This window comes from Thermostichus sp. MS-CIW-23, assembly GCF_054059455.1.
Window position 1 is genome coordinate 1 of record NZ_JBSSCC010000015.1, and the last position, 22,869, is coordinate 22,869.

General features: G+C 58.7%; 26 protein-coding genes and 1 riboswitch. Of the genes, 17 read left to right on the forward strand and 9 right to left on the reverse strand.

The features are described from left to right. The first annotated feature begins 222 nt into the window (after nt 1–222). The 5 genes from ACVW0B_RS06980 to ACVW0B_RS07000 all read left to right on the forward strand — a co-directional run bounded on the left by ACVW0B_RS06980 (nt 223) and on the right by ACVW0B_RS07000 (nt 3,245). A complete protein-coding gene (locus ACVW0B_RS06980) occupies nt 223–402 on the forward strand; it encodes a 50S ribosomal protein L32 (protein WP_011431820.1) in 180 nt (59 codons plus the stop codon). A 111-nt stretch (nt 403–513) separates the two neighbouring features. Continuing rightward, a complete protein-coding gene (locus ACVW0B_RS06985) occupies nt 514–930 on the forward strand; it encodes a J domain-containing protein (protein WP_457491304.1) in 417 nt (138 codons plus the stop codon). A gap of 127 nt (nt 931–1,057) precedes the next feature. Further along, nucleotides 1,058–1,321 (forward strand): DUF3143 domain-containing protein, encoded by a 264-nt coding sequence (locus ACVW0B_RS06990; protein ID WP_011431822.1) that lies wholly within the window; start codon nt 1,058–1,060, stop codon nt 1,319–1,321. 7 nt (nt 1,322–1,328) lie between these two features. After that, nucleotides 1,329–2,087 (forward strand): hydroxyacylglutathione hydrolase, encoded by a 759-nt coding sequence (gloB, locus tag ACVW0B_RS06995; protein WP_457491305.1) that lies wholly within the window; start codon nt 1,329–1,331, stop codon nt 2,085–2,087. A gap of 81 nt (nt 2,088–2,168) precedes the next feature. After that, nucleotides 2,169–3,245 carry an EAL domain-containing protein gene (locus ACVW0B_RS07000; RefSeq protein ID WP_414398746.1) on the forward strand — a complete coding sequence of 359 codons (1,077 nt, stop codon included), beginning with the start codon at nt 2,169–2,171 and terminating at the stop codon, nt 3,243–3,245. On the opposite strand, the gene ACVW0B_RS07005 is transcribed toward ACVW0B_RS07000, so the two are convergent. From ACVW0B_RS07005 to hisIE, 6 genes are all read right to left on the reverse strand, one after another. After that, nucleotides 3,202–4,392, reverse strand: a complete 1,191-nt coding sequence (locus tag ACVW0B_RS07005; RefSeq protein WP_457491306.1) for an MFS transporter — start codon at nt 4,390–4,392, stop codon at nt 3,202–3,204. The genes ACVW0B_RS07000 and ACVW0B_RS07005 overlap by 44 nt on opposite strands. A 42-nt stretch (nt 4,393–4,434) precedes the next feature. Further along, nucleotides 4,435–4,779 (reverse strand): DUF190 domain-containing protein, encoded by a 345-nt coding sequence (locus tag ACVW0B_RS07010; RefSeq protein WP_011431825.1) that lies wholly within the window; start codon nt 4,777–4,779, stop codon nt 4,435–4,437. A 308-nt stretch (nt 4,780–5,087) separates the two neighbouring features. Next, on the reverse strand, nt 5,088–5,519 hold the full coding sequence (crcB, locus tag ACVW0B_RS07015; protein WP_414351171.1) for a fluoride efflux transporter CrcB: 432 nt from the start codon (nt 5,517–5,519) through the stop codon (nt 5,088–5,090). Between the two features lie 52 nt (nt 5,520–5,571). Next, nucleotides 5,572–7,221, reverse strand: a complete 1,650-nt coding sequence (locus ACVW0B_RS07020) for a cation:proton antiporter domain-containing protein (protein ID WP_457491326.1) — start codon at nt 7,219–7,221, stop codon at nt 5,572–5,574. A 103-nt stretch (nt 7,222–7,324) separates the two neighbouring features. Further along, a riboswitch (Fluoride riboswitch) is annotated at nt 7,325–7,429 on the reverse strand. Nucleotides 7,430–7,475: 46 nt separating this feature from the next. Next, the gene (locus ACVW0B_RS07025) at nt 7,476–8,117 is read right to left on the reverse strand and encodes a DUF1997 domain-containing protein (protein ID WP_457491307.1); all 642 of its coding nucleotides are present in this window, start codon (nt 8,115–8,117) and stop codon (nt 7,476–7,478) included. Between the two features lie 7 nt (nt 8,118–8,124). After that, on the reverse strand, nt 8,125–8,748 hold the full coding sequence (hisIE, locus tag ACVW0B_RS07030; protein ID WP_457491308.1) for a bifunctional phosphoribosyl-AMP cyclohydrolase/phosphoribosyl-ATP diphosphatase HisIE: 624 nt from the start codon (nt 8,746–8,748) through the stop codon (nt 8,125–8,127). 278 nt (nt 8,749–9,026) lie between these two features. Here hisIE and ACVW0B_RS07035 point away from each other — a divergent pair, with 278 nt between their 5' ends. Genes ACVW0B_RS07035 through ACVW0B_RS07080 form a run of 10 tightly spaced genes read left to right on the forward strand, consistent with a single transcriptional unit; the run spans nt 9,027 to nt 17,028 of the window. Further along, a complete protein-coding gene (locus ACVW0B_RS07035; protein WP_414388969.1) occupies nt 9,027–9,818 on the forward strand; it encodes a phosphonate ABC transporter ATP-binding protein in 792 nt (263 codons plus the stop codon). A 46-nt stretch (nt 9,819–9,864) separates the two neighbouring features. Further along, nucleotides 9,865–10,761, forward strand: coding sequence for a phosphonate ABC transporter substrate-binding protein (phnD, locus tag ACVW0B_RS07040; RefSeq protein WP_457491309.1), 897 nt, complete (start codon nt 9,865–9,867; stop codon nt 10,759–10,761). Continuing rightward, complete coding sequence (gene phnE / locus ACVW0B_RS07045; protein WP_457482560.1) at nt 10,730–11,548, forward strand: phosphonate ABC transporter, permease protein PhnE; 819 nt, start codon at nt 10,730–10,732, stop codon at nt 11,546–11,548. The genes phnD and phnE overlap by 32 nt, the downstream gene beginning before the upstream one ends. Nucleotides 11,549–11,557: 9 nt before the next feature. Further along, nucleotides 11,558–11,977, forward strand: a complete 420-nt coding sequence (gene phnG, locus ACVW0B_RS07050) for a phosphonate C-P lyase system protein PhnG (protein ID WP_011431834.1) — start codon at nt 11,558–11,560, stop codon at nt 11,975–11,977. A gap of 8 nt (nt 11,978–11,985) precedes the next feature. Further along, the gene (phnH, locus tag ACVW0B_RS07055; RefSeq protein ID WP_457441947.1) at nt 11,986–12,555 is read left to right on the forward strand and encodes a phosphonate C-P lyase system protein PhnH; all 570 of its coding nucleotides are present in this window, start codon (nt 11,986–11,988) and stop codon (nt 12,553–12,555) included. Next, nucleotides 12,540–13,592 (forward strand): carbon-phosphorus lyase complex subunit PhnI, encoded by a 1,053-nt coding sequence (locus ACVW0B_RS07060; RefSeq protein WP_011431836.1) that lies wholly within the window; start codon nt 12,540–12,542, stop codon nt 13,590–13,592. Before phnH ends, ACVW0B_RS07060 begins: the two co-directional genes overlap by 16 nt. Continuing rightward, on the forward strand, nt 13,576–14,442 hold the full coding sequence (locus ACVW0B_RS07065; protein WP_414401843.1) for an alpha-D-ribose 1-methylphosphonate 5-phosphate C-P-lyase PhnJ: 867 nt from the start codon (nt 13,576–13,578) through the stop codon (nt 14,440–14,442). Before ACVW0B_RS07060 ends, ACVW0B_RS07065 begins: the two co-directional genes overlap by 17 nt. Then, a complete protein-coding gene (locus tag ACVW0B_RS07070; protein ID WP_414342141.1) occupies nt 14,435–15,202 on the forward strand; it encodes an ATP-binding cassette domain-containing protein in 768 nt (255 codons plus the stop codon). The genes ACVW0B_RS07065 and ACVW0B_RS07070 overlap by 8 nt, the downstream gene beginning before the upstream one ends. 10 nt (nt 15,203–15,212) lie before the next feature. Beyond that, nucleotides 15,213–15,908, forward strand: coding sequence for an ATP-binding cassette domain-containing protein (locus ACVW0B_RS07075; protein ID WP_011431839.1), 696 nt, complete (start codon nt 15,213–15,215; stop codon nt 15,906–15,908). After that, nucleotides 15,889–17,028, forward strand: a complete 1,140-nt coding sequence (locus ACVW0B_RS07080; RefSeq protein ID WP_414342139.1) for an alpha-D-ribose 1-methylphosphonate 5-triphosphate diphosphatase — start codon at nt 15,889–15,891, stop codon at nt 17,026–17,028. Before ACVW0B_RS07075 ends, ACVW0B_RS07080 begins: the two co-directional genes overlap by 20 nt. A gap of 40 nt (nt 17,029–17,068) precedes the next feature. Here the strand turns inward: ACVW0B_RS07080 and ACVW0B_RS07085 are convergent, their stop codons facing one another. Together ACVW0B_RS07085 and ACVW0B_RS07090 are read right to left on the reverse strand one after the other, a co-directional pair. Beyond that, the gene (locus ACVW0B_RS07085; RefSeq protein ID WP_457491310.1) at nt 17,069–19,423 is read right to left on the reverse strand and encodes a polysaccharide deacetylase family protein; all 2,355 of its coding nucleotides are present in this window, start codon (nt 19,421–19,423) and stop codon (nt 17,069–17,071) included. Between the two features lie 266 nt (nt 19,424–19,689). Beyond that, nucleotides 19,690–20,181, reverse strand: a complete 492-nt coding sequence (locus ACVW0B_RS07090) for a phycobilisome linker polypeptide (RefSeq protein ID WP_071818135.1) — start codon at nt 20,179–20,181, stop codon at nt 19,690–19,692. Nucleotides 20,182–20,420: 239 nt separating this feature from the next. Here ACVW0B_RS07090 and ACVW0B_RS07095 point away from each other — a divergent pair, with 239 nt between their 5' ends. After that, on the forward strand, nt 20,421–20,975 hold the full coding sequence (locus tag ACVW0B_RS07095) for a DUF4079 domain-containing protein (protein WP_011431843.1): 555 nt from the start codon (nt 20,421–20,423) through the stop codon (nt 20,973–20,975). Between the two features lie 33 nt (nt 20,976–21,008). Here ACVW0B_RS07095 and ACVW0B_RS07100 read toward each other — a convergent pair whose 3' ends face one another. After that, on the reverse strand, nt 21,009–22,214 hold the full coding sequence (locus tag ACVW0B_RS07100; RefSeq protein ID WP_457491311.1) for an E3 ubiquitin ligase family protein: 1,206 nt from the start codon (nt 22,212–22,214) through the stop codon (nt 21,009–21,011). A gap of 491 nt (nt 22,215–22,705) precedes the next feature. On the opposite strand from ACVW0B_RS07100, the gene ACVW0B_RS07105 reads away from it, so the two are divergent. Next, a complete protein-coding gene (locus ACVW0B_RS07105) occupies nt 22,706–22,861 on the forward strand; it encodes a hypothetical protein (RefSeq protein ID WP_457491312.1) in 156 nt (51 codons plus the stop codon). Nucleotides 22,862–22,869: the final 8 nt, after the last annotated feature.

The following is a 22,869-nucleotide window of genomic DNA, read 5'->3' on the forward strand; positions in this document are numbered from 1 at the left end:
ATCGTATTCTTGGCCTATGCGTGATGACAACGATATTCACATGGCCGACACTGCGTTTTTAAAGGGCGTCGGCTACGGTCGGCGCTATCCTTCCCTGCCCTGAAGGACGGGGCTTGCCGCGCCTTTTGGTCAACCACTGATAGGCTACTTGCCTGAATAAAGCTGGGATCGGCAGCGCAGCCTCAATGCTAGCCTAGTAAAGCTGTGTTTTTGTGCGAAGCCATGCCTGTTCCTAAGAAGAAAACTTCTAAAGCCCGCAGTCGCAGGCGCTACGCCGTCTGGCTGGGCAAAGCTAAGCTCCAGGCCCAGCGAGCCATGACCATTGGGCGCGCCATTCTCAGCGGTCGCAACACCGGTTTCTACTATCCCAAAGCTAAGTCTGAAGAGGATGAGGAAGAATAGAGGCTTGCTGCAGGGATCCCGGTGTCTGCGCGAGTGATTACACTGGACTAGAGCTGTGCTCCCCTGAAAGCGGTTTTGCTGCCCCTGTAGTCTTGCTCCTCCATAGGTTGCATGCGCTCCTTGACTTCCCTCACCTACTACCAACGGCTGGGTCTGTCTCCAGGGGCATCTCCTGAGGCCATCCGGCGGGCCTACCGGCAATTGAGCAAGCGCTACCATCCCGATACTTCTCCCCTGGCTCCGGAAGTGGCCATTCGCTGCTTCCAAGAGTTGCAGGAGGCCTACCTTGTCCTTAGCAACCCGGCGAAACGGGCCATCTACGATGCCAGCTTACGGGCGGTGACCGCCAAGACGGGATCTCTGGGCATGCCGGGATCCCTTGGTGCCGATTCTCTAGAGCTGCGTATGGAAACCCGCCCACTTTCGGCTGGCGAGCTGTGTGCCCTGCTGCTGATGGGATCCACCCTAGTCGTGTGTTTGCTACTGGCAGGTGTCCTCGCTTGGCTGCGAGAGAGTGGGGCAAGCTGATTCTGCGAGCATTTCCTGCCCTCTTCGGTAGGACATTGGGATCGAGTTTTCGGATTCTGGATCAGGAGTGCTTGAATGAACATAGCCCGTTGACTCTAGGGTTTGATTGCTTTTCTTGAATCTCGCCATGCCTTTGCCTCCTGCAACCACGCCCCTGTACAATCACCCGCTCCACACCATCGAACGCTGGCTGGAGGATCAGGGCTGCACCCGCGATCCGCAGGATGTGGAGCAGTGGTTTTGCGAACGGCCTGGCTGGAAAGCCATTTTGCGCCTGGAAGAAACAAGCATTTGGGTGCGATACACCTACCCAGACGGCAACACGAAAACTTTATCTTTTCCCTATTCCCTCAGCCGGCAAGACGTAGAACAGGCCATTTTTGAGAGTTAGCCGAGCCATGCGCGTTCTCCAGTTGCCTGCCCTGCGCGATAACTACATCTACCTGCTCCACAATCCCGACACTGCAACAGCAGCCGTGGTGGATCCGGCAGTGGCTGAGCCCGTGTTGGAAAAGCTGGCCGAGCTGGGGGCGAAGTTGGTGGCCATTTTCAACACCCACCACCACCACGACCACGTGGGGGGAAATCGGCAGCTTTTGGCCCGCTATCCTCAGGCTGCCGTCTATGCCGGCGAGGCGGATCGGGGGCGGATCCCTGGCCAGACGGTGGAGCTCAAGGCAGGGGAAACAGTGGAGTTTGCGGGTCGGCTAGCAAAGGTGCTGTTTGTGCCCGGCCATACCCGCGGCCATATTGCCTACTACTTTTCCGAGAGTGGGGATCTCTTCTGTGGCGATACCCTGTTTGCCGGGGGATGCGGGCGGCTATTTGAAGGCACGCCGGAGCAGATGGTGGGATCCCTGGATCAACTGCGGCAGTTGCCGGAAGCCACATGGGTGTGGTGTGCCCACGAATACACCTTGAACAATCTCAGGTTTGCCCTGACAGTGGATGGAGACAACCCCGACCTGCAGGCCCGTTACCAAAAGGTGGCCGCCCTGCGCCAGACGGGATCCCCGACTGTCCCCAGCACCATTGGCGAGGAACGCCGCACCAATCCCTTCTTGCGTTGGGATCAGCCGGCTTTGCAGGCAGCCACCGGAGCTCAGGATCCGGTGCGGGTTTTTGCCCGGCTGCGAGGTATGAAGGATCAGTTCTAGCGCTGTTTGTAAAGTTTGCTTTCTCCTGGGAGAGCGAGGGCATACTGTCGGTGGGACTGCCTAGCTATTCCCCAAAATCCTATGTCTTGTCCTGAGTGTCCGGCTCTGCCTACCTTTTGGCAGGAGGCAGGGCGTCTGTTTCTCTGGCTGCCCACCCCTCACACCCAGCGCAAGGTGGTGCGGCTTCTGGAGGCTAAGGAGGGGATCCCAGCCCCCCTTTCGGTTCAACTTTTGGAAAACCTTGGCCTGGCGGTTTCCATTGCCCAGGGGGCCCTCAAGAAAACCCTAGAAGGAATGGCCGAGGTTCTTTCGCAGCAGGAGATGCGGGCCAGCCGCGCTCTGTTTTTGGCCGGAGATAGGGATCCCTGTTGGCAGGATTGCGCCCGGGTGGAGTTGTTGCAGGAGTTGTTCCACCGCACTCAGGCCGAGCTGTTGCTGGAAGTGTTGGCAGAAAGCCGGCTCACCACCTACTTTCAGCCCATTGTCCAGGCGCGGGATCCCGCTTTTGTGGTAGGCCATGAGGCGCTGGTGCGAGGACTGGACAAGGAAGGGCGGTTGATCAACGCGGGTTTGCTCTTTGCTATGGCTCGGGAAGCCCATTTGCTCTACCAGCTGGACTTGGCCGCCCGCCGCACGGCCATTGCCGCGGCCATGCAGCACCACTTGCAGGGGGATCTCTTTATCAACTTCAGCCCCACTGCCATCTACGACCCGGCTTTTTGCCTGCGCCATACTGTCTGGGCTATTAGCCGCGCCGGGATCCCGCCCCAGCGGGTGGTGTTTGAGGTCAATGAGTCTGACCGCAGCCCCGATTTGAACCATTTGCAGCGGATTTTGCACTTCTATCAGCAGGCAGGCTTTCGGGTGGCTTTGGATGATTTGGGGGCTGGCTATGGATCCCTGAACCTGCTGCACCAGCTGCGGCCAGACATGATCAAGTTGGATGGAGAGCTCATTCGCGGGGTGGACCGGGATCCCTACAAGGCGGTGATTGCCCAAAAGCTGCTGGAGCTGGCCCAAGACCTGGGGATCACCACGCTAGCGGAAGGGATCGAGACTGCGGGGGAGCTACAGTGGGTTTGCGAACACGGCGTGGATCTGGTGCAGGGCTTTTTCATTGCCCAGCCCCAGCCTGTCCCGCTACAGCCAGCAGGATAGCCGCTCCCACAGCTTGAGCAGCCACTGAGAAGGCTACCAGACCTGGAAGGGAGAAATCATAAAGCACCCCCATCAGGGCGCTGCCCAAAAACCAGGCCAGGCCGTAGACGCTGGTAAACAGGCCGAAGGCAAAGCCCCTCGTCTGGGGGGTCACCATGCTGGCTACTGCCGCCTTCATGACCGATTCCTGAGCGCCCAAGCCAATGCCCCAGAGCACCATGCCCAGCACCGTCAGAGCATAGGTACCGGAAAAGGCCAGCGGCGCAAATCCAGCCGATACCGCCACCGCTCCCAGCAAGCTCCACAGCCCCACGCGGTCGAACAGCCAGCCACATCCCAGGGCGGCCAGGGCATCCACCCCCATGGCCAGGGCATAGAGCAAAGGGATCCCTGCCCCATCGCTCCCTGACTGTTGTTGCAGATGCAGGGCAATGAGGGGAAAATCCGCAAACCCCATAGCCACACAGGCTGCTGCCAAAAGATACAGCCAGAAAACTTTGGGCAAGCCTTTTGCTGGAGTCATCTCCGGCTCCGGCTCAAAGTCGCGCGGACTGGGATACAGCCATTGCGCTAGCCCCAAAGCCGCCAGCCCCACCGCTGCCGGGATCCCCAAGGCCAAAAACCCACCCCGGAAGCCATAGCCGACTTTCAGAACTGCCGCCACCAACAGCGGCCCCCCCACCGCCCCAATTTGATCTAGGGTCTCGTGCAGGCCAAACCCCAAGCCCCGTCCCACCTGCAGGGCTGCATGAGAAAGCAACACGTCCCGCGGCGGGGTGCGGATCCCTTTGCCCGTCCGCTCGGCCAAGAGCAGCACGGCGGCCCAAGGCCAACTGCCCGCCCAGGCCAAAGCCGGGATCACCGCTGTGTTGATGACATAGCCCAAGGTGGTGAGCCGCCAGTGACCCCGACTGCGGTGCGCGGGATCCCTGCCCAGCTGGTCGCTCCAATAGCCCACCCCCAACCGCAAGCCATAGGCCAATAGCTCCCCCCCGCCGGCCACCAGGCCCACCACCGTGCCGCTGGCCCCTAGGGATCCCAAAAAAGCTCCAGAAATGCTGCGTGCCCCTTCGTAGGTGGCATCGGCGCAGAGGCTGACGATCCCCAGCAAAACAATAAAGCGCAGGGCAGAAGGGGAATCGGGCATAACCAGCTCCTTGGCAATGGGGAATCTATTTTCAGATCTGGACTATTGTTGTTGATGAGGAACATGATGGAATACTTGTACCCTATGGCAAGTAACTAGACCGTCATGCATCAGAGTTTTTACTTCCGGTAGAAAGGCTTTGATTTTTTCCGGCGTGTCGATGAAAGTTACCAAAATGGGCAGATCTGTGGAAAGCTCTAGAAGGTTACTGCTGCGAATATGACTGTTTCGACCAAAGCCAGCAATAGCTCGCACCACAGTACCACCAGCTAGCCCACGCTGACGACCTAGCTCCAGCAGAGCCAGGTAGAGAGGCTTCCCTTGCCAACGGTCTGACTCGCCGATGTAAATATCCAATTTATAAACTTCTGGTTCATCATCTAGCATACTTGTATCCCTTTTGTTTTTGGGCTGTTGCGATTGTCATGGTTACAGATTTTCCGCTTCACATAAGGTCTACAGTGAAGTGGGATCCTTGTCAGGCAAGAGATTGGCTGGCATTGGCTGTAGTGAGTAACGCTGGAAAAACTGTATATTGCTTTGGTGAAGAGTGCTCCTTAAGATAAGAAATTCCAGGGGGTTGACTAGTGGGGATCCCGGTGCTTTTAAGAAAAAAGTTATTGCCCAAAATGACCAGTTGCTGCACCTGGCTTTTGGATGGATAGATTGCTGATTGATAGGGGTTACGTTAAACGTTATCGCCACAATCGTGCCAACAGGATCCCAAGCTCCATAGCCAAGGCTCCAAATAGGCAAGAACCGAGCCAATAGACAAGCCCAGTAGCAAAGCGATGTTGCTGCCAGAGGCTAAAGGTATCCAGTTCATAGGTAGAAAAGGTGGTGTAGGAACCCAGGAATCCCACCCCGAACAGCAGGCGAATTTCCGGTGAGATCTCAGGGCGTTCCATAGCCACGGTCATGAACCAACCCATGACCACACAACCCGATAAGTTGATGAACAGGGTTCCGTAGGGAAAGCTAGGGCCAAATCGCTCCGCAAACCAGAGGGATAGATAGTAGCGACTCAGGGATCCGCCAATAGCCCCCAACGCAACCGCAAACGGAACTCTCAAACTGGGAGAGACCAAGCCATGGTTTAGGTAAGCCCACACCGATTGCAAGCGCATCTATTCTCCTTGAACTGTGTTCCCAGAACTTCCTACGGAAAAGGTGGGATCCTTAGCTTTTTCTGCCCTCAGAGATAGGGATCCTGCTTCTCTTGAAGTCCTCTTCCTCTACCAAAATTACCGGAATCGGGCTGGTTTCCAACACCGCTTGGGAAGTGGATCCCACCAAAACCTGCTCCCAGCCGCGGTGGCCCCGCTTGCCCATGACGATGTCGGTTACCTGCCGCTCCTGAGCTAGGGTTACGATGGTCTCTGCCAAGGGCCCCGAGGCCAGGCAAAACTGGTGGCGAATATCCGCCAAAAGACGCTGGGTGAGTTGCCGCAACAGTTCTACCCCTTTCCCCTGCGGCTTATCGGTAACATGCAACACAATCACTTCCCCATCCACCCGCCGCGCCAAATCGGCCACCTTGCGCAGCACGGCTTCGGCCAAAGGGGAGGTGTCCACCGCTGCCAAAAAGCTCACCTTGCCCTGGCTGCCTACCTTGGTGGGATCCACCTCTCCTTTTTCCAAAAGCCGGGGAGCACACACCTGGGTCAGCCAAGCACCCAGGGGGGCCGTGACCAAAATCGACAGAGCCGCCAAAGCCAAAATGATCTCCCCACCGGGGATCCCTTGGGCCAAAGGGATCCCACCAATAGCCGCCTGCACCGTCGCCTTGGCCATGTTGCCCGGTAGCAAAAACAGCCGCTCCCGCCCGTTCCAATTGCTTCCCAGAGTGGAAAGCCACCAACCCAGGCCCCGCCCCAGCAGCAGACTCAAGGTCAAGAGCAGCAAGCCCGGCCAAAACACAGATCCCAGCACCCCCAGATCCAGCGACGCTCCCAACAGCACAAACAACACGATCTCCGCCACCGTCCAGAGGGCATCGAACCCACCCCGCAGCCGCCGCGCCAAAGGGGCATCCAGCTCAATCAGAAAAAACCCCATGGCCATCACCGCCAGATAGCCGGAAAAATAGGGCCACACCTGCGGCGCCAGCACCAAGCCCAAGGCCATGCAGGCAGCCAGCAGCACTTCCTGCACGCTGTTGCGAGTCCAGTTTTGTTGGGTTAGCAGCGACACCAGAACCCGCGCCCCCAGGTAGCCTATGGCTATGCCCAGCAGGATCTCCATCCCCACTTGGAACGGCAGCCACTGCAGCGGCGATAGCTCCAGCCCCAGCAGGCGAACGCTCTCTGCAGAGCCCTGGCCCAAAAAGCTGAGCAACAGGCTAAACCCCAACAACAGCAGTACGTCGGAAAGGGCGCTGCCGGTCAAAATAGCATCCGGGATCCCTTTGGTTACTCCCCAGCCCAAACTCTTGAGGCGCAACATCCCCGGCACGATCACAGCCGGCGACTCTGCCCCGATCACACAGCCCAGCAGCAAACCGGTAGGCCAGTCTAACCCCAGGATCCCAGTGCTCAACAGGGCCACTGCCACCGCCTCGCAGGCTGCCGGCAAAAACCCCAGCCGCAACGCCACGGATCCCTGCTGGGCCAGCTTCTCCCGATCCAGCCCCAGGCCCGCCTTCATCAAAATGATCATCACCGCCACCACCCGCAGATCCCCCGCCGCTGCCAGCACCTCCGGGGATAGGACATCTCCCAGCAAGATCCCCACGAGGATCATCCCCAGCAGGGGGGGCATCCCCAACCGACCCACGATTTGGCCGACAAAAAAGCCCATGACCAGGATCCACAGCCAACTGCCCAGCATCACCAGATCCTCTCTCCTTGCCGTGTTGAAGGGCAACTCAGGGGGGAGAGCCTCTGGGGAGTGCGGACGCAAAGCCAAAAACTCCTACCCCCTGGATACCCCCAGAAGTGTAGGAGTCATCAGCCTCAGCCTTGGATGTCAGAACAATCCCAGAAGAATTCTGAATCGGTGCGAGGCGGTTGCGGTGAACTCCATCACCGGTTGCCGGAGCAAGGCTCAAAAGCCGACCGGCAACTGATCCCGCTTGCAGGGTATCATGCTTTCTCTTCCACAACAACTAGGCGATAGGGGCAATCTGGACGGCCAATGGAGCGGTAGAAATCCCGGCAGACATTGTCGGTAAAGCGATCGCTGAGGCCGCGGGTTACCTGCTGCACCACTTGACGGGCCACTCGACAAACCAACTTGCGGGGCAGAACCTGCAAAAACCTGGGCAAAGCCAGCCCAATCTCCAGATGAAGAGCCCAGTGAACACGGGTGGTGGGCAGGTCTTTCAGGGATCCCTGTAGCTCCTCCAGCCGGAAATCGGCTTGGCAGCTGACCCGGTAAGGCATTCCTTCATCGCCGGGCAACTCAATCGAGGTCAGACAAAACCGGTAATCTTTATCCGGCCAGATCTTGACCCCAAAACTGGGCTCCAGCTCAAACCCCAGCCCGCCCATGCGGAAAAACTGCAACCTGTAAGTCTCGGCAGACAAAGCTTCCACCTGCAATGGCCTGAAGCACCGCTGGATCCACTGGGCATGGCCTCTCAGGTAACGGGCCAAGGTCTCCCGATCGGTTTCCAGATCCACTTGTCCACACCGCGTGGCTCGCAAATCCAGGTGGGCTTTGTCCAGGGAGGGATCCCAAGAGGACGGAGAGGGATCTGCGGGAGCGCCGCCTTCGGAGGACACGGCCCTTTCACTTGGCGGAACGGCGGGCTTGGAGCTGGCGATAGACATCCCTAACATCTACCTGATAGTGAGCAAGGGCCACGAGGCAGTGGTACCAGAGGTCGGCCATCTCACGGGCCAAAGCCACGCGGTCTTGATCCTTAGCCGCCATCACCACCTCAGCCGTCTCCTCGCCAAGTTTCTTCAAAATGGCATTTTCCCCCTTGGCTAGCAAGCTGCTGGTGTAGGAATCGGGACGGGGATCCGCCTGGCGGGCCTTGACCACGGCAAACACCTGCGACAGGGTATCGGCTGCTGGAAGGGGATCCCCTTGCAAAGGGCGAAAGAAACAGCTCCGCGCCCCCGTGTGGCACGCTGCATCCCCCACCTGCTCCACCAGGATGACCAGGGCGTCGCCGTCGCAGTCGTAGCGGATTTGTTTGACCCACTGCACATGGCCAGAAGTTTCCCCCTTGGGCCACAACGCCTGCCGCGAGCGGCTCCAAAACCAGGTGCGGCCTGTTTCCAGGGTTTTTTGCAGCGATTCCCGGTTCATCCAGGCCATCATCAGCACTGTTCCGTCCAGGTAGTCCTGCACAATGGCCGGGATCAGGCCCTGTTCGTTGTAGCTGAGGCTGCCTAACCAAGCCATCTCCTCCGGTGAAAGGGCTCTGGGGGACTGCCAAGAGAGGCCCGAGATCACAGCAGCAGCCATAAGGGTTTGGCAGAAAACCAATCGAGATTATTAGCAGGATAGCAGAGCAAGCTCTCCCAGGGGTACCTCCAAGAGCGCCCTCCAGGCCAAAGCCAGTTTCGAGAAGCCATTGAGAAGTCCTGCTGCCCAGGCCAGCAAAGCTTAACTTGGTTTTAACTTCAGTATCAGGCCAATCTGCTAAGTTTGTTACCGGTTTTCCCGCCGTGAGGTAGCTTATGCGCATCCAAGTCGAGAACCTTTGGGTTGCCTTCAAAAACAAGGTTGCCCTAAGGGAGGTTTACCTTGACCTATTTGGCGATGGAGCGCAGGTTGTGGCCTTGATCGGACCTTCGGGAGCAGGAAAGTCGACCTTTCTTAGGCTTTTGAAAGGGATGGTCAAGCTCAGCGGCGGAAAAGTTTGGGTTGATTCTCTTCCTCTCCATGAAGGCCAAAGGGATGCCCTGCAACAGCTGCGCAGGCGCACGGCCATGGTCTACCAGACCTTTCAACTCATCGGGCGCCTGACGGTTCTGGAAAACGTTCTTGTTGGGCGTCTGCCTCACCTGAGTCCCATTCGGGGTCTTTTCAAGCACTTTTCTGTTCAGGATTTGGCCAAGGCGGAAAAGCTGCTGGAAGAGGTAGGGTTGCTAGAGCATGCCTGGCAAAGGGCCGACGCTCTCTCAGGGGGGCAGCAGCAGCGAGTGGGTATTGCTCGCGCCTTGATCCAGGAGCCAGCCCTGATTCTGGCCGACGAGCCCATTTCGGCTTTGGATCCTAAAAATGCAAAGGTAATTATGGAGCTGCTGCTGGGAGCGGTGCGCCGCCAGGGGATTCCGTTGCTGGTTACCCTGCACCACCTAGAAATGGTGCGCCATTACGCCGATCGAGTCGTTGCTTTCAAGGAGGGCCAGGTTTTCTTCAATGGGCCGCTTTCCGATTTTACCTCTGAAAAGGAAAAGGAGCTCTACTTTGGGGAGAAGGAAACCCACGAGGCAAGCGAATGGTTTTCCTCAACCTTGATGGTCTAACAAGATCCACCTTCAACCGCAAGTTAACTGCAAAGGAGAAAACCTTATGCGGAGAAGAAAAATTCTGTTCCTTGCTGCCTTCCTCATGGGAATTTCCAGCTGGGTTCCAGGGCTGGCTCAGAAGCAAAACTGGCCCAAGGAGCTGGTGATTGCTGAAGTACCGGTGGAGAGTGCTGCCGATTACGAAGCTCGCTATGCTCCCTTTTTGGATTATCTCAAACAAAAACTGGGGATCCCCGTCCGCCTGTTTGTGGGCAGTGACTACACGGCGGTGATGCTCTCCCAGGCACAAGGCCAAACTCACGTAGCTTTCTACGGCCCTGGCTCCTACGTAGATGCCATTGAAAAGGCCAACGCTCCCATTGAAGCGTTCGTGAAAGAGGACTCGCTGCGCTCGGGTACCGTTTATCACTCCTTGATACTTTCCAAGAAAGGCAGTGGCATCAAAACTCTAGAAGACGCCAAGGGCAAAGATTTTGCTTTCGTCGACCCAGAGAGCACCTCTGGCTTCAAGGTGCCCATGGCCCACTTCTGTCTTGAGGCCAAAATCAAGCCCAAGGAGTATTTCAAGCAGGTGGCTTTTGCTGGCAACCACGAGTCGGTCATCTTGGGGATAGCTCAGGGAACCATTCCCGTTGGTGTAACCTGGGATACCGGGATCAGCCTTGCCACCAAGAAGGGGCAGATCAAAGGCATAGAGGACTTTGAGGTCATCTGGAGATCGGATCCCATTCCTTCCTCTCCCTGGGCCTACCGTAAAGATCTGCCAGAGGATCTCAAGGAGGCCTTGCGCACGGTCTATCTGGAGTACGAAAACACGCCGGAGGGTCAGAAATGGCTGGAGGCTCGTGGGCTGAAGGGCTTTGAGCCGGCTAGCGACGCAGATTACGATCCCTTCCGCAAGGTCAACGATGCTCTTAAGAAACCTGAGTGCCAACTCTAGGAGACTTCCCCCCCTGCCAGCAGAGCTTAAGCGCAGGGAGCTGAGCACGGTTGTGCTGTATGGGGGGGTTTTTCTCGCTCTCTTGCTGACGGCGGAGCCTGCCGGGATCTCGCCAGGAAAGTTGTTAGCTGGCTTGGGGAGGAGTGCGGCCTTCTTGGCTCGCTTCTTTCCTCCCAGCTTTTACTTCTTGCCCAACTTCCTTTACTCCCTGTTGCAAACCCTGATGATGGCCCTCTGGGGCACCTTCCTGGCCACTTTTCTCACGGTTCCCTTGGCCTTCCTGGGATCCAGAAATGTCATGCGTTCCCCTGCGGTTTACCTGCTTGTGCGCGGGCTCATGGATGTCCTCAGGGGGCTTAACGAACTGGTCTTGGCATTGGTTTTTGTGGCCGCGATTGGCCTAGGGCCGTTGCCAGGGATCCTAGCTTTGACCCTGCACACGGCGGGTGTGGCAGGCAAGCTCCTCTCAGAGGCCATCGAGACAGTAGATATGAAGCAGGTGGAGGCGGTAGAGGCTACAGGTTCCCACCCTCTCCTGGTTATCGCCTATGGCTTCTGGCCACAAGTGGCTCCTGCCTTTTACTCCAGTACTCTCTACCTTTTTGAGGCTAACGTGCGCTCGGCAACGGTCTTGGGCTTGGTGGGGGCAGGGGGCATTGGGTTTGATTTGATGCAGACCATACGAGCCTTTCGCTTTCAAGATGCGGCCACGGTCGTTCTCCTGATTCTGCTGGCTGTATTTACGATTGACAAAGTTTCGGCGCGGATCCGCCAGACCTTGATTTAGGAGGCTGGGATGCAGCCCCTTGAGATGCTAGAGCTGTTGCAGGAGGCCCCCGAGAAGGAGGTGCTGGCTTTGGCGCGGGAGGTCAGGCCTGCTCTGGGATCCAGCCAAAAGCTCAGGGAAGGGGCAGGGCTGCTGGCGCTCCCCTTTGAGGACTCCCGCACGGGGACGCCCTTCTACGTGGGAGAAGTGCTGGTCTACGAGGTCTGGCTGCGCTTTCCAAAAAAGGGAGTAGAAGGATACGGGATGGTGCTGGGGGAAAAGCCGCGTCTGGCGCGCGCCCTGGCCTACCTAGACGCCGCTCTGCAGGCGGGAATTGCTGTGGAGAAGATCCAGGCTTTGGCGCTAGCGGCCCAGAAGGATCTTCAAGAAGAAGACGAGCGCCTCTGGCGCAAGGTAGCTGCAACTCGCCTGGAGGTGGAGACTCTGTGAGCCTGGGGATGTCCAAAGCCTACGGCCCCACACCGGGACTGGCAGAAAAGCAAAGCCAGCAGGTCTTCCGGGCGTTGGTTAGGGCGTTGAGCTACCCTGGCCGTCTGGAGAGCTTTCCCGCTCGCTCCCTTCGCCAAGCCTTTCGCCTCATTGGGCTGACGCTGGTGGACGGCAATGTAGGGGTTTGGGCGCCAAGCTGGCTGCTGTTGGATTTGCGTGGGCAGGATCCCCGGCCCGTGGCTTTGGAGGCTGCTGACTTTGTCTTTGCCGAGCAGCTGGAGAGTTTGCCCGCTGGCCCAGACAGCCTTTTGGCTCTCAAAAGAGGCACCCACCTTGAGCCTGAAGCGGGAGCGACCCTTATCCTGGGGGCCCCCTTGGGCCAGGGATCCCCTGTATTGCTCAGAGGGCCCGGCATAGCTGGGGAGATCCAGTTGGCTGTAGGCTTGCCCTCTGCGTTTTGGCAGCTGCGCTCCCAGATCCTGGCCTACCCGCTGGGAGTGGACATCCTGCTAACTGACGGCCCCCAAGTGGTAGGCTTACCCCGAAGCGTGGAGGTGGGTGGATGGGCTATGTCGTAGCGCGGGGCAGCCAAGAGGCCATTCTCAATGCCGAGGCCCTTTTTCGCGAGCTGTTGTCAGCGGCAGAAGCCAAAAGCAGGCGAGGCCGGACAAAGCAGCTGGCTGGGCTGCCCTATCTCCTGGATCATGTGATGGCAGAGGCGGGGCTGTGGGCTCCGGAGCTGGCGGCCACTGCCCTTGTGCAGACAGGGGGGGACCTCTACGAGGCCCTGCTGCTTCTGAGAGCACACCGGACTACTCTCCCCCGCCTAGGGAAAGCCCAGCTGCAGAAAAAGGAAGATCTCCTGCTGGTGCGTCGGCTTTCCTCGGCTTTCAAGAGCATTCCCGGCGGCCAGGTCTTGGGGCCCACCCTAGACTACAGCCTGCGTCTTTTGGGCTTTTCTGAAAGCCCCCCGCTAGAGCCGGCGGCCGTGGCTGCTGCCCAGCACTATCCTTCTGTGCGCAGCTGGCTGAGGGAGCAAGGTCTGCTGGAAGAAGATCCCACGGCAGAGCAGCAAGCCAGTAGCCCTGCTCCAGGGGAAGAGATTCCCGACTTGACGCGGCAGCCACTGCTGTTTCCAGCGCCGCGGGCCCACCGCCTGCAAGCTTTGGCCAGGGGAGATACGGGGGGACTTCTGGCTCTGGCCTACAGCGCCATGCGCGCCTACAACGTCCACACCCACCCAACGGTTGCCGAGTTGGGCGTGGGCTATCTCGAGGTACGCGCCTTTCATCCTGTGCGGGGGGGAAGCTTTCGCCTGGGGCGGATCCGCCTGGTCTTTACTGAGGTGGTGGGACACGGAGAAAAAGGATACCGCTTGGGCTTTGCCGCTAGCCTGGGTTGGAACGAGGGGCGGGCCATCGCTGGCGCCATGCTGGATTTGGAAATGGATCGCCCCAGCCATCCGGCTCGCAGCGAGGAGTTTGTCCTGGTGCATACGGATCCCGTGGAGGCCTCCGGCTTTGCCCTCCACTACAAGCTACCCCACTACGTAACCTTTCTCAGCAACTGGATGAGCCACTTCCAAAAGGAGGCCTCCCTTGAAACCCAAGCATAGCTATGCCTACCTGGATCCGGAGGCCAAGCGAGAAATTCGGCGCAAGGTTCTCAAGGCCCTGGCCATACCGGGCCATCAAGTTCCCTTTGCTAGCCGGGAAATGCCGCTGGCTCGCGGCTGGGGCACAGGGGGATTGCAGCTTACGCTCAGCCTGGTGGGGCCGCAGGACGTGGTGAAGGTCATTGACCAGGGGGCCGATGACTCTGTCAATGCCGCCAACTTGCGCCGCTTCATTGCCCAGGTCAGCGGCGCTCGAACAACCACCGACACGCTGGAGGCCACCCTCATCCAAAGCCGCCACCGCATCCCCGAGGAGCGGCTCCAAGAAGGTCAAATCCTAATCCTGCAAGTTCCCATCCCTGAGCCTCTGCGCTATGTGGAGCCCTCTGACGCCAGGGCGCGGGAGCTACATGCCCTGGGCGACTATAGCCTGCTGTGGGTGGATCTTTTTGAGGAGCACCTACGCCACGGCCAGAGCCGCAAGGGAGCGGCCTACCCAGTTCTGGTCCATGGGCGCTATGGGATGGATCCCAGCCCTCTGCCCCGCTGGGATCTGCCCAAGCTGCATCTGGCAGCCCATATCACCCTCTTTGGGGCCGGGCGGGAGAAGCGGCTCTATGCCGTCCCTCCCTACACCCGGGTGGAGCCCTTGGCCTTTGTGGATCGGCCCTTCCAGCCGGAGCCCATTTTGGGATCCTGCCGTCGCAGCGGTTGCCGCCACGTCTTCCTCAACGCCATTCCCCAAGAAGATGGCAGCTTGGCCTATGAAATCTCCGACCAGGGCTATATGGAAAAGCTGCTGGCCGGGAAAACGAGCGGTCCTCTATTTGTGGAGAAAGAGCATGGCTGAGGAGACCCCCCTTCTGGAGCTGGTCAAGGTTTGCAAAGCCTACGGGGATCGCTGGGCGCTTAAGAACGTCAGCCTCAAGCTCTATCCCCAAGAGGTGCTGGGGGTGGTGGGAGCTTCCGGCAGTGGCAAGACTACTCTTCTGAAGATCCTTTACCTTCAGGAGACAGCCCAGGGGGAGTATCGGCTAAACGTGCCGGGTTGGGAGGGACGTAACCTGCTGTTGCTCTCTCGCTACGAGCAGCCTGCGGCGCGGCACTACCTGGCCATGGTCTATCAGGATGCCGCCCAGGCCCTGCGCATGGGCTTTGCGGCCCTGACTAATGTTGCGGAGCCCCTTGTCCTTAGAGAAGAACGGCGGTTTGGAGTGCTGGAAGCGGAGGCGCAGGAGGCTTTGGAGCGAGCCGATTTTCCTTTAGAGCGAGCCGGGGATCCCCCAGCTTCTCTTTCGGGAGGAGAGCGCCAGCGGGTACAGATTGCCAAAGCTTTAGTCCAAAAGCCTCTGGCTGTTCTTTTGGACGAGCCCACCACCGGTTTGGATTTGCTGGTGCAGGCCACCTTTCTGGATACTCTGCGCCGCCTCAAGCGGCAGTTGGGGATGAGCCTCATCCTAGTAAGCCACGATCTCTCGGTCGTGAGGGCTGTGGCGGATCGAATTGTGGTGTTGTACCAGGGGGAGGTAGTGGAGGAGGGATTGGCCGACCAAGTGCTGGAGGATCCTCGCCACCCCTTTACCCAGGATCTGGTTGCCGCAAGACTTTAGGAAGGGCAAGGTGTTGCAGGTCGTTAACTTAGAAAAGCGGTTCTTTCTTCACCGACTGGGGCGAGAGGTTCTGGCCTTCCAGCAGGTGAGCTTTTCCCTGCAAGCCGGAGAGTTTTTGCTGCTGGAGGGCCCCAACGGCTCTGGCAAGTCTTCTCTACTGCGAACCCTCTACCGCAGCTATTGGCCTACGGCAGGACAAGCCCTCCTGCAGACCCCTCTGGGAACGGTGGATCTGGCCCGCTTAGGGGATCGCGAGGTGTTAGCAATCCGCCGCGAGCGCATCGGCTACGTCAGCCAGTTTCTGGATCCCAGGCCCCGCACCACGGCCTTGGAGCTGGTTGCGGAGCCCTTGCTGTGGCAGGGAGTAGCGGAAAACCAAGCGCGACATCGAGCAGCAGAGCTGCTCCTGGAGCTGGGTCTGAAGCCAGAGTTGCTGGAGACTTTTCCAACCAGCTTCTCGGGGGGCGAGAAACAGAAAGTCAACTTGGCTCGCTCTCTCATCCACCCCTATCCGCTGCTGCTTCTGGACGAGCCCACCGCCAGCTTGGATACTGCAGCCAAGTTGGCCTTGCGAGAACGCCTACGAGCCTTGAAGCAGCAGGGAACAGCTATCATTGGCGTTTTTCACTCCTTAGACGATGTGTCGGGTTTGGTTGACAAAACCTATTCCCTGGAGGTGAGGGCAAATGTGGCTAGCAGGGCCTAAGCTAGTTCTCCCCGATGGTGTCCTCCCGGTGGGATCCCTGCGGCTGGAGGGGGAGCGGATTGCCGAGATTCGGCAGGGGCAAGTGGGGGAAGGGATCCCTTTGCGAGGACTTACCCTGGTGCCCGGCGTAGTCGACCTCCATACCGATAGCCTGGAGCCCGAGCTGGAGCCGCGCCCAGGGGTACAGCTGGCGGTGGACATGGCCTTGGGGATTTGGGAAAACCGAGCTTTGGCGGCGGGGATTACCACTGCCTTTGTAACTCTGTCCTTTTGGGAAGGCCTGCCTGGCTGGCGCAGCCCAGAAACGGCCTTGGCTATGGCAGAGCAGTTGGTGGCGCTGCGTTCCCAGCTGGCTCTGGACTTGAGGATCCACGCTCGCTATGAACTCTCGCGCCCCTTGGGAGCAGCAGCTGTTCGCCAAGCTCTCAGCCAAGGCTGGGTGGATCTCCTTTCCTTCATGGACCACACCCCCGGCCAAGGCCAATTCCGGACGCCGGAGGACTACATCCGCTACATGGCTCGCCAGCTGGCCCGGCCTTCCGAGGAGGTTGCCGCTAGTTTGGCGGCCAAGGCGGGGGAGGAGACCTTGCAGAGCTTTGCCCAATTGGCTCAGCAAGCGCAAGCTTTGGGGGTACCTTTGGCTTCCCACGACGACGACTGCCCCGCCAAGGTTCAGTTAATGGCCAAGATGGGCCTGAAAATTAGCGAGTTTCCGGTTACCCTAGCAGCAGCTTTGGAAGCGCGGAAACTGGGCCTGCTGGTGGTCATGGGGGCTCCCAATGCCCTGAGGGGATCCTCCCATGTCGGCAATCTCTCCGCTTCGGAGGCTCTACAAGTAGGAGCCCTAGGCGCCTTGGCCACTGACTACTCCCCCGCTTCAGCCTTGAGGGCTGCCTTTGCCTTGGCGGAGAAGCAGCTGCTGGATCTGCCCCAAGCCATAGCTTTGGTCACTCACAACCCTGCCCAGGCGGTTGGTCTGCAGGATCGGGGAGCCCTTCGCCCAGGCCTAAGAGCCGATCTAGTGGTGCTGCGGGAGAAACCCTTCCAGGTTATGGGTGTATTCGTTGCCGGCAGGCCCGTCTTTCTCAGAGATAGCCTCTGTTGGAGGGGGGTCTTCTAGGCTTCCCGCCAAGGCCTAGGTTGGAAGGCGAAGACAAGACTTAGTCCTGCCCGAAGGCAACCCTGGGCAGCAGTTTCCGGGTTGGCTTGCGCTCCAGGGACAGGGCAGGCCGTTCTAAGCGCGTATCCACCAGTACCGAGGGAGAGGCCAAGTTAACGCGCTCCAGCAGACGCCGCAGCAGTTGAGCATCGATGATGTCCACCCCTTGGCGGGCTGTCGCCGTTCCGGCCACCAGGGGGGTAGGGGTGGCTGGAAGGGGGGATCCCATCTCACTGCGCTCAGGTGCAGCCAGCACCAATTCCGCCATTGCCTGGGCCAGCTCTTGACCATACACCCCATCAGGGCCCGAAGGGAGTAGATCCAGCCGTCCCTGCTGAGTGGCCAGGTGGCTCAACCCCAGTTGCACCGCCACCACCGCCGCCCCCCGATCCCCCCGCCTCAAAGTGCGTTGGCTGGCCAAGACGCTCTCTAGCTGGGCTTTGGCTGCATCTTGGTCGCTAGCTGGCAAAAGTTGCACTAGCCCTTCCAGCTGATCTCCCTCAGAGCCAGCCTTGGCCTCGGGATGGGGATCCTCCCGCCAAAGGCGAGTCAGGTCGTAGAGCAAGATGGCATGGGGCACAGGACGGCTGGGCTGGTTGGGACCGGCATGGCCGGTGGCGAGGATCTCCCCTTGGTAGACCAGGGAGGTGCTAAAGCCAGAGTCCAGCAGCACGGCTTCTCGGATCCCGGTTTTGGGCAGCAGACTGGCCAGGATGGCGGCGTTGACGTGGGTTTTGGTAACTCCGATCACCACCCGCTCCTGGTCATCTACCCCAAAGAAAGCTCTGGGGCGAAACTCAGCAGCGCTGGCAAGGCGGAACGAGTTGATCTCCGCCGGAGAGAGGGCATGGCCATCCTTAACCAGCCATAGACCGGCCACAAACAGATCCGTGACATCCGGCATCAACTGGCGGATGTTCTCCAAGTGGGTCATGGTGTCGGGATCAAAGGGCACAAAGCGGAGGCGATCCCTGCCCAGCAGCACCAGCGGCCGGCCGCGGATTGCCTGGTCATCTTCGGGACGACCGGGGATGAAGGTCTTGTGGTTGGCAGCCATCGCCGGCCCCACCATGACGTTGCTGGCAGAGTTGATCCAAGGGATGGAGAAAAAGCTGCCATTGATGCCGGCATCGGCCTGGTAGCGCTGGGCCAGGGTGCTGACCTCGTAGCGCCGCTCCGCATGCACCGTAGCCGCCCGCCCGCCGCGAAGGGTGAGAACACGCACCTGGTCGATCACTTCGTCGGTCAAGGCCAACGGTTGGGTCACATCCAGCCGGTAGTCGGGGCTGCGGTTGAGGGTGAAGGTGCGGGCGCCAATGATGGCCTCGGTGATGCGAAACTGGTTAAAGCGTCGCACCTCCAGCAAGTTGGGCGATTGTCCTGTAAAACCGGGATCCATCGTAAAAGACATCCGGTAACCGGCATCGGCCAGGTATTGCTTCACCCGCTCGTCCCGGTTGCCTTCGGGATAGGCAAAGTAGTGGATGGGGTGGCCCAGCTCCTGCTCCAACTTGGCCTTGCAGTCAAACACCTCTCGCCGTAGGCGGGCATCGTCTAGCACCCGCAGGTCAGGAGGATGGTTGACGGTATGGGCGGCAAAGTCAATCAGCCCGCTGGCATCCATCTCCCGCATCTGATCCCAGGTGAAGTGATCCTTGCTGGTGGGCACGCCGACAAAGCCGGTTTGCACAAAGTAGGTGGCGGGGTAGTTGTACTCCTTCAAAAGGGGGTAGGCGTTCTCGTACAGGCCCAGGTAGGCGTCGTCAAAAGTGAGCAAAATGGCTTTTTCCGGCAAGGGATCCCCGTCCCGCAGGTGTTTGTACAGTTGGTCGATGTGGATGGGGGTCAACCCCGCCTGCTTAATGGCCTCAAAGTGTTGCCGCAGCTCCGCCACCGTAGTGTCGAACCAGACCTGTTTGCGTCCGGCCACCACATCGTGGTACATGATGGCGGGCACATAAGAAAGGCTGGCCAAGGGATCCAAAGCAAAGGGATCCCGCTCCAGTTGGGTCTCTAAGGAGATGGGCAAGCGCTGTTGAGCCGCTTTAGCGTGGGCGCGGGGGGCAGGGATCTCCGCTAGAGGTGGCGAGAGCCCCGGCAGGCGGCTGACCCAGTCGGGATGAGCAGTTGCCCAGGCCACCAGGGCCCCAGCCCCAAATCCCAGCAGGATCACCAGCAAGCTTAAGAAGGGGAGTAACCTCGGTCGAGACTTGGCCAGCGGACGTCGAGAGGAAGAGGAAAAGCTTTGTCGTGGAGTGGGCGAGGGGTACGGCTGGGATCCCCTTGCTGACCCAAAGCCTGCATGGCCTTGGGGCATCGACCCTCCCAAGCGCGTCGGCTGTCGTCGAGATGTCATGGCCTCACTCCCCACTCCCAATTGCAAAAGCTCAGCCCTCGCCGGAACGCCTTTTCCTACCCAAAGCCCACCCCCAGGACAGCAGGAAAAGGCAGCCTTCCAGGCAACGGCAAAACCAACGCCAGCCTACCACCCCATCCTCAGGTTGGGGATAGGGGAGAAATCGCCGCATGCTTTCTACAGGGATCCCTCGTTGAAATTGTTTGAACCAGAACGGCCTGGACGGGTGGCCTGAAAGAACCCAGAACCTCCCAGGAAGCCGCCCGCTACTCAAGGGTGCTTAGCAGATTGGACTCGGCAATGCTGACGATCTTGCCTCCCATTTGGGTGATCCGTTTCACTTCTTGGGAAAGGCGGCTGAAGGGCACTTTGTACTCGACAACACTTCTGCGCACACCTCCTCCCACGAGGCCGGATACCTTGATGGCGAAGATTTTATCGCTATTGGGCAGCCCTCCTTCTGAGCTGCTGGCCTGAGCAACCTCTGGTTCTGGAGCCGATGCCACCTGAGGCGCCGTGGCGACGCTCTCCCGCTCCAGGAGTAGCCGCCAGCTGCGGGGATAGGCAGGCGCCAAACGATAGACCACCTTATAGGAGCCGGCTATGTGGTCATCCTCGGCCTCCACCTTCACCACAGTTCCCGCTGGAATGTCCAGCTTGGCCCCCTTAGACATGACTTTAATTCCCGGCCAATTGGTGGGCACATCCGTCAGCAGCTCGACCTCAAAGGCTTGATCCCCCAACAACAACTTGGCCATCTCAACAACTCCGTTTTGCTCAGCATTCAGTGGCGGGAGAGCCGCCCACAACCACAGCTTCATCGTCAAACATTCTACCGTTGCCAGGTGCCCACCAGAAGCTTCCCGCTGGCATGGGTCAGCTGACGTCCTCCCTTCAACGAATTGAGGGAGATCACTGATGTCCTCCCATTCTAGAATTGGGGTGTTGTAGATTTGTTAAGCAGCTGTAGATTTATTGCGGAGGTAGAGGGAGCGCCATGAACCTGTTGAGCTTGGCCTTGCCGGATCTGTCGGCAGCTTCGGATGGGTTAGCCGCCACCTTGCAGCCCGTAGCCCAGTTTTTTGCCGGCCTTAACTTGCCCCAACCCATTGTGCAATGGGGTCACCCCTTGATGATGGGGATCGTGGTGGTGGTGATGGGCAGCTTTGTCGGCCTGACTGGGTGGCGAGGACGGGCCTTGCGTCTGGCAGCCGCCTCCACAGCGCCAGAGGGATCCCTGCCGGAAGCGGCCCAGAAGCCTCTGCTTGACCACCGCAAATTGGCCCCCTGGATGGCCACCTTCATTGCCTTGGGCTACACTGGCGGCCTTCTTTCTCTGGTGATGCAAGGGAAGCCCCTGTTGAGCAGCCCCCATTTTTGGACGGGATCCCTGGTGTTGCTGTTGTTGGCGGTGAATGGAGCTTTGTCCCTCAGCGGCTTTGGGGGCAACCGCGCTGCTTTGCGCACCACCCATGCCTATGTGGGCAGCCTCATTCTATGTGTACTGTTTGCCCATGCCCTGCTTGGGCTCAAGCTGGGTTTGTCGTTGTGAGTGGCAGTAGGCTTCCCTCTGCCTGGGCAGGAACTAGCGATAAGGCTGCAAGGATTGCAGCAGGTGGAGCACGGTGAAAATGCCGATACCCAGCAGGACGACGGATCCCACCAGGTAGCTGCTGGCATTGGAGCGCTGCTCTTCCAAGAGGGCTTCAGGGGATTTGGGGGCAATCATAAACCTTTCCCCAGAAAGGGGTTTTCGGATCACGGGATCCCCTGCCTCAAAACGCACCTGCCCCATGGTAAACGCCATCGCATCCACCGGAATCACCCATTCCTTATAGATAAAAGCTCGGGTGGAGCGATTTTCTGTTCTCACTCCGGAAAGGTAGCGCTTGAGATTGAAGTTGAACCGGCTGGACCCTTTTCCTGGAAAAATATGCTCATCCACAACCGACATAGCCTCTATCTCCGCACCTGTGGGATCCACCCTCACTCTTCCAGTTTCGTCTTCGATGAAAAAAGGGATCTGGCGAACCACCGAGTGAAGGGTTTCGTCTCTCGTTCTCGTCTCTCTTTCAAGGAGATATTCCCGACCTGTGCTCGGATCGTAATACACGTTGGCGTAGTGTTTTTGGGGAGAGCTTACTTCGGAAAACGGCGATTTTTGAGGATAGCCTGGAGAGCCAAGCTGCTGGGGGTAGTTGGGGTAACCAGGCTTTTTCTGGAAAGAACCGGAACCGGCGTAGCCAGGGTTGGGCTTTTGTGGAAAAGAATTAGAGTAGTCGGGATCAACCCTTTTCTGAAAAGAACCGGAGTCAGAGTAGCCCAAGCCGGGCTTTTTCCCGACCATCTCCCCCGGATAGGATTTTGCTCGGGATCCCAAGCGTAGAGCGTTCTGATATTCGCCTTCGCTGATCCGTTCGCTATACGCTACATCGCCTTGGCTATTCAAATACCTTCGATAGCATTCGATCTCGTCATACTCCCAAGAGATCTCAGACTTGTAGTAGACGCAAGGCTGTCGCGAAAGTTCCGATACCAAAGGCCGATCGCACACAACCCTGCCGTAAACTTGAGCCAAGTTTGCTCCTTTTGCCTGGGGGTTGGTCTGACCGAGATGGCGAAGCTCGGCTATCTTGAGCAACCGAGTTGCAGAGAGCTGTTGAACCAACCTTTGGGAGCGCAAATACTCAACAAACGAAAACAGAGAGGCAGGAAGACAAAGCAGACCAAGCAGCATCAGCCAGTTCATAAAGGCCTTCCTTTCCGGGGGTGGGAGTGAAGTTGGCCTCATGCTAGCAGTTACCTGTGAAACAGGATTTAAGAGAAGTTTAAGGCAATCCCGAATGCGGGCAGTTCCAAACTTTACCAAGAAGCTAGGCCTGAAGCCCCGCCCTTCCAGGACGGCTTTTGCCCTGTTAGACCTGCGATAAGATACACCCACGCTGGTCAGAGAAGCCAAACTCCTCAACGCCACTCCAGCGCAGTACCAAGCCTTGGACGACAGAGTACACCGGCCAGGTGGTGGGGCTGGATGTGGGCGACAGCAGTGGGCAAGCTGTGCCGTGTCTCCAGTTTTTGCGTCGTGCCGAAAGGAGATTGAAGCAACAGCAAAGAAGACTGAGCAGAAAGTTAGGCCCACGGCCCGCTGGCGTGAATAGGAAGGGGGTAAAACCTCAATACAGCAACTACCACAAGTAGAGGAAGCGGCTTGGCGAGGTACACTTCAACCAAATCAAAGTCTGGCGCCAGCGTAGAGACCTGGTTATTGAGCTAGCCCAGTGTGTGGGAACGTCTCACGACATTGTGGTTTATGAGGACTTGCAGGTGCAGAACTTGGTGAGAAATCACCACTTGGCCAAGTCTTTCACGCTAGCGGCGCGGAGCGCTTGGGGGAACGACTGGGGAGATAGGCACCGCCGTCGTGGAGGGGAAACCTGATACAGCTA

What these genes read in the sequence shown, in the direction of transcription:
- phnE (WP_457482560.1), top strand. Translation starts at nt 10,730, where the DNA reads ATGCTCTTAAGAAACCTGAGTGCCAACTCTAGGAGACTTCCCCCCCTG.
- ACVW0B_RS07010 (WP_011431825.1), bottom strand. Translation starts at nt 4,779, where the DNA reads ATGCTAGATGATGAACCAGAAGTTTATAAATTGGATATTTACATCGGC.
- phnD (WP_457491309.1), top strand. Translation starts at nt 9,865, where the DNA reads ATGCGGAGAAGAAAAATTCTGTTCCTTGCTGCCTTCCTCATGGGAATT.
- phnG (WP_011431834.1), top strand. Translation starts at nt 11,558, where the DNA reads ATGCAGCCCCTTGAGATGCTAGAGCTGTTGCAGGAGGCCCCCGAGAAG.
- ACVW0B_RS07060 (WP_011431836.1), top strand. Translation starts at nt 12,540, where the DNA reads ATGGGCTATGTCGTAGCGCGGGGCAGCCAAGAGGCCATTCTCAATGCC.
- ACVW0B_RS07020 (WP_457491326.1), bottom strand. Translation starts at nt 7,221, where the DNA reads ATGCTGGGCAGTTGGCTGTGGATCCTGGTCATGGGCTTTTTTGTCGGC.
- ACVW0B_RS07070 (WP_414342141.1), top strand. Translation starts at nt 14,435, where the DNA reads ATGGCTGAGGAGACCCCCCTTCTGGAGCTGGTCAAGGTTTGCAAAGCC.
- ACVW0B_RS07005 (WP_457491306.1), bottom strand. Translation starts at nt 4,392, where the DNA reads ATGCCCGATTCCCCTTCTGCCCTGCGCTTTATTGTTTTGCTGGGGATC.
- ACVW0B_RS07000 (WP_414398746.1), top strand. Translation starts at nt 2,169, where the DNA reads ATGTCTTGTCCTGAGTGTCCGGCTCTGCCTACCTTTTGGCAGGAGGCA.
- hisIE (WP_457491308.1), bottom strand. Translation starts at nt 8,748, where the DNA reads ATGGCTTGGTTAGGCAGCCTCAGCTACAACGAACAGGGCCTGATCCCG.
- ACVW0B_RS06980 (WP_011431820.1), top strand. Translation starts at nt 223, where the DNA reads ATGCCTGTTCCTAAGAAGAAAACTTCTAAAGCCCGCAGTCGCAGGCGC.
- ACVW0B_RS07100 (WP_457491311.1), bottom strand. Translation starts at nt 22,214, where the DNA reads ATGAGGCCAACTTCACTCCCACCCCCGGAAAGGAAGGCCTTTATGAAC.
- phnH (WP_457441947.1), top strand. Translation starts at nt 11,986, where the DNA reads ATGTCCAAAGCCTACGGCCCCACACCGGGACTGGCAGAAAAGCAAAGC.
- ACVW0B_RS06990 (WP_011431822.1), top strand. Translation starts at nt 1,058, where the DNA reads ATGCCTTTGCCTCCTGCAACCACGCCCCTGTACAATCACCCGCTCCAC.
- ACVW0B_RS07090 (WP_071818135.1), bottom strand. Translation starts at nt 20,181, where the DNA reads ATGGCCAAGTTGTTGTTGGGGGATCAAGCCTTTGAGGTCGAGCTGCTG.
- gloB (WP_457491305.1), top strand. Translation starts at nt 1,329, where the DNA reads ATGCGCGTTCTCCAGTTGCCTGCCCTGCGCGATAACTACATCTACCTG.
- ACVW0B_RS07035 (WP_414388969.1), top strand. Translation starts at nt 9,027, where the DNA reads ATGCGCATCCAAGTCGAGAACCTTTGGGTTGCCTTCAAAAACAAGGTT.
- ACVW0B_RS07080 (WP_414342139.1), top strand. Translation starts at nt 15,889, where the DNA reads ATGTGGCTAGCAGGGCCTAAGCTAGTTCTCCCCGATGGTGTCCTCCCG.
- ACVW0B_RS07095 (WP_011431843.1), top strand. Translation starts at nt 20,421, where the DNA reads ATGAACCTGTTGAGCTTGGCCTTGCCGGATCTGTCGGCAGCTTCGGAT.
- ACVW0B_RS07085 (WP_457491310.1), bottom strand. Translation starts at nt 19,423, where the DNA reads ATGACATCTCGACGACAGCCGACGCGCTTGGGAGGGTCGATGCCCCAA.
- ACVW0B_RS06985 (WP_457491304.1), top strand. Translation starts at nt 514, where the DNA reads ATGCGCTCCTTGACTTCCCTCACCTACTACCAACGGCTGGGTCTGTCT.
- crcB (WP_414351171.1), bottom strand. Translation starts at nt 5,519, where the DNA reads ATGCGCTTGCAATCGGTGTGGGCTTACCTAAACCATGGCTTGGTCTCT.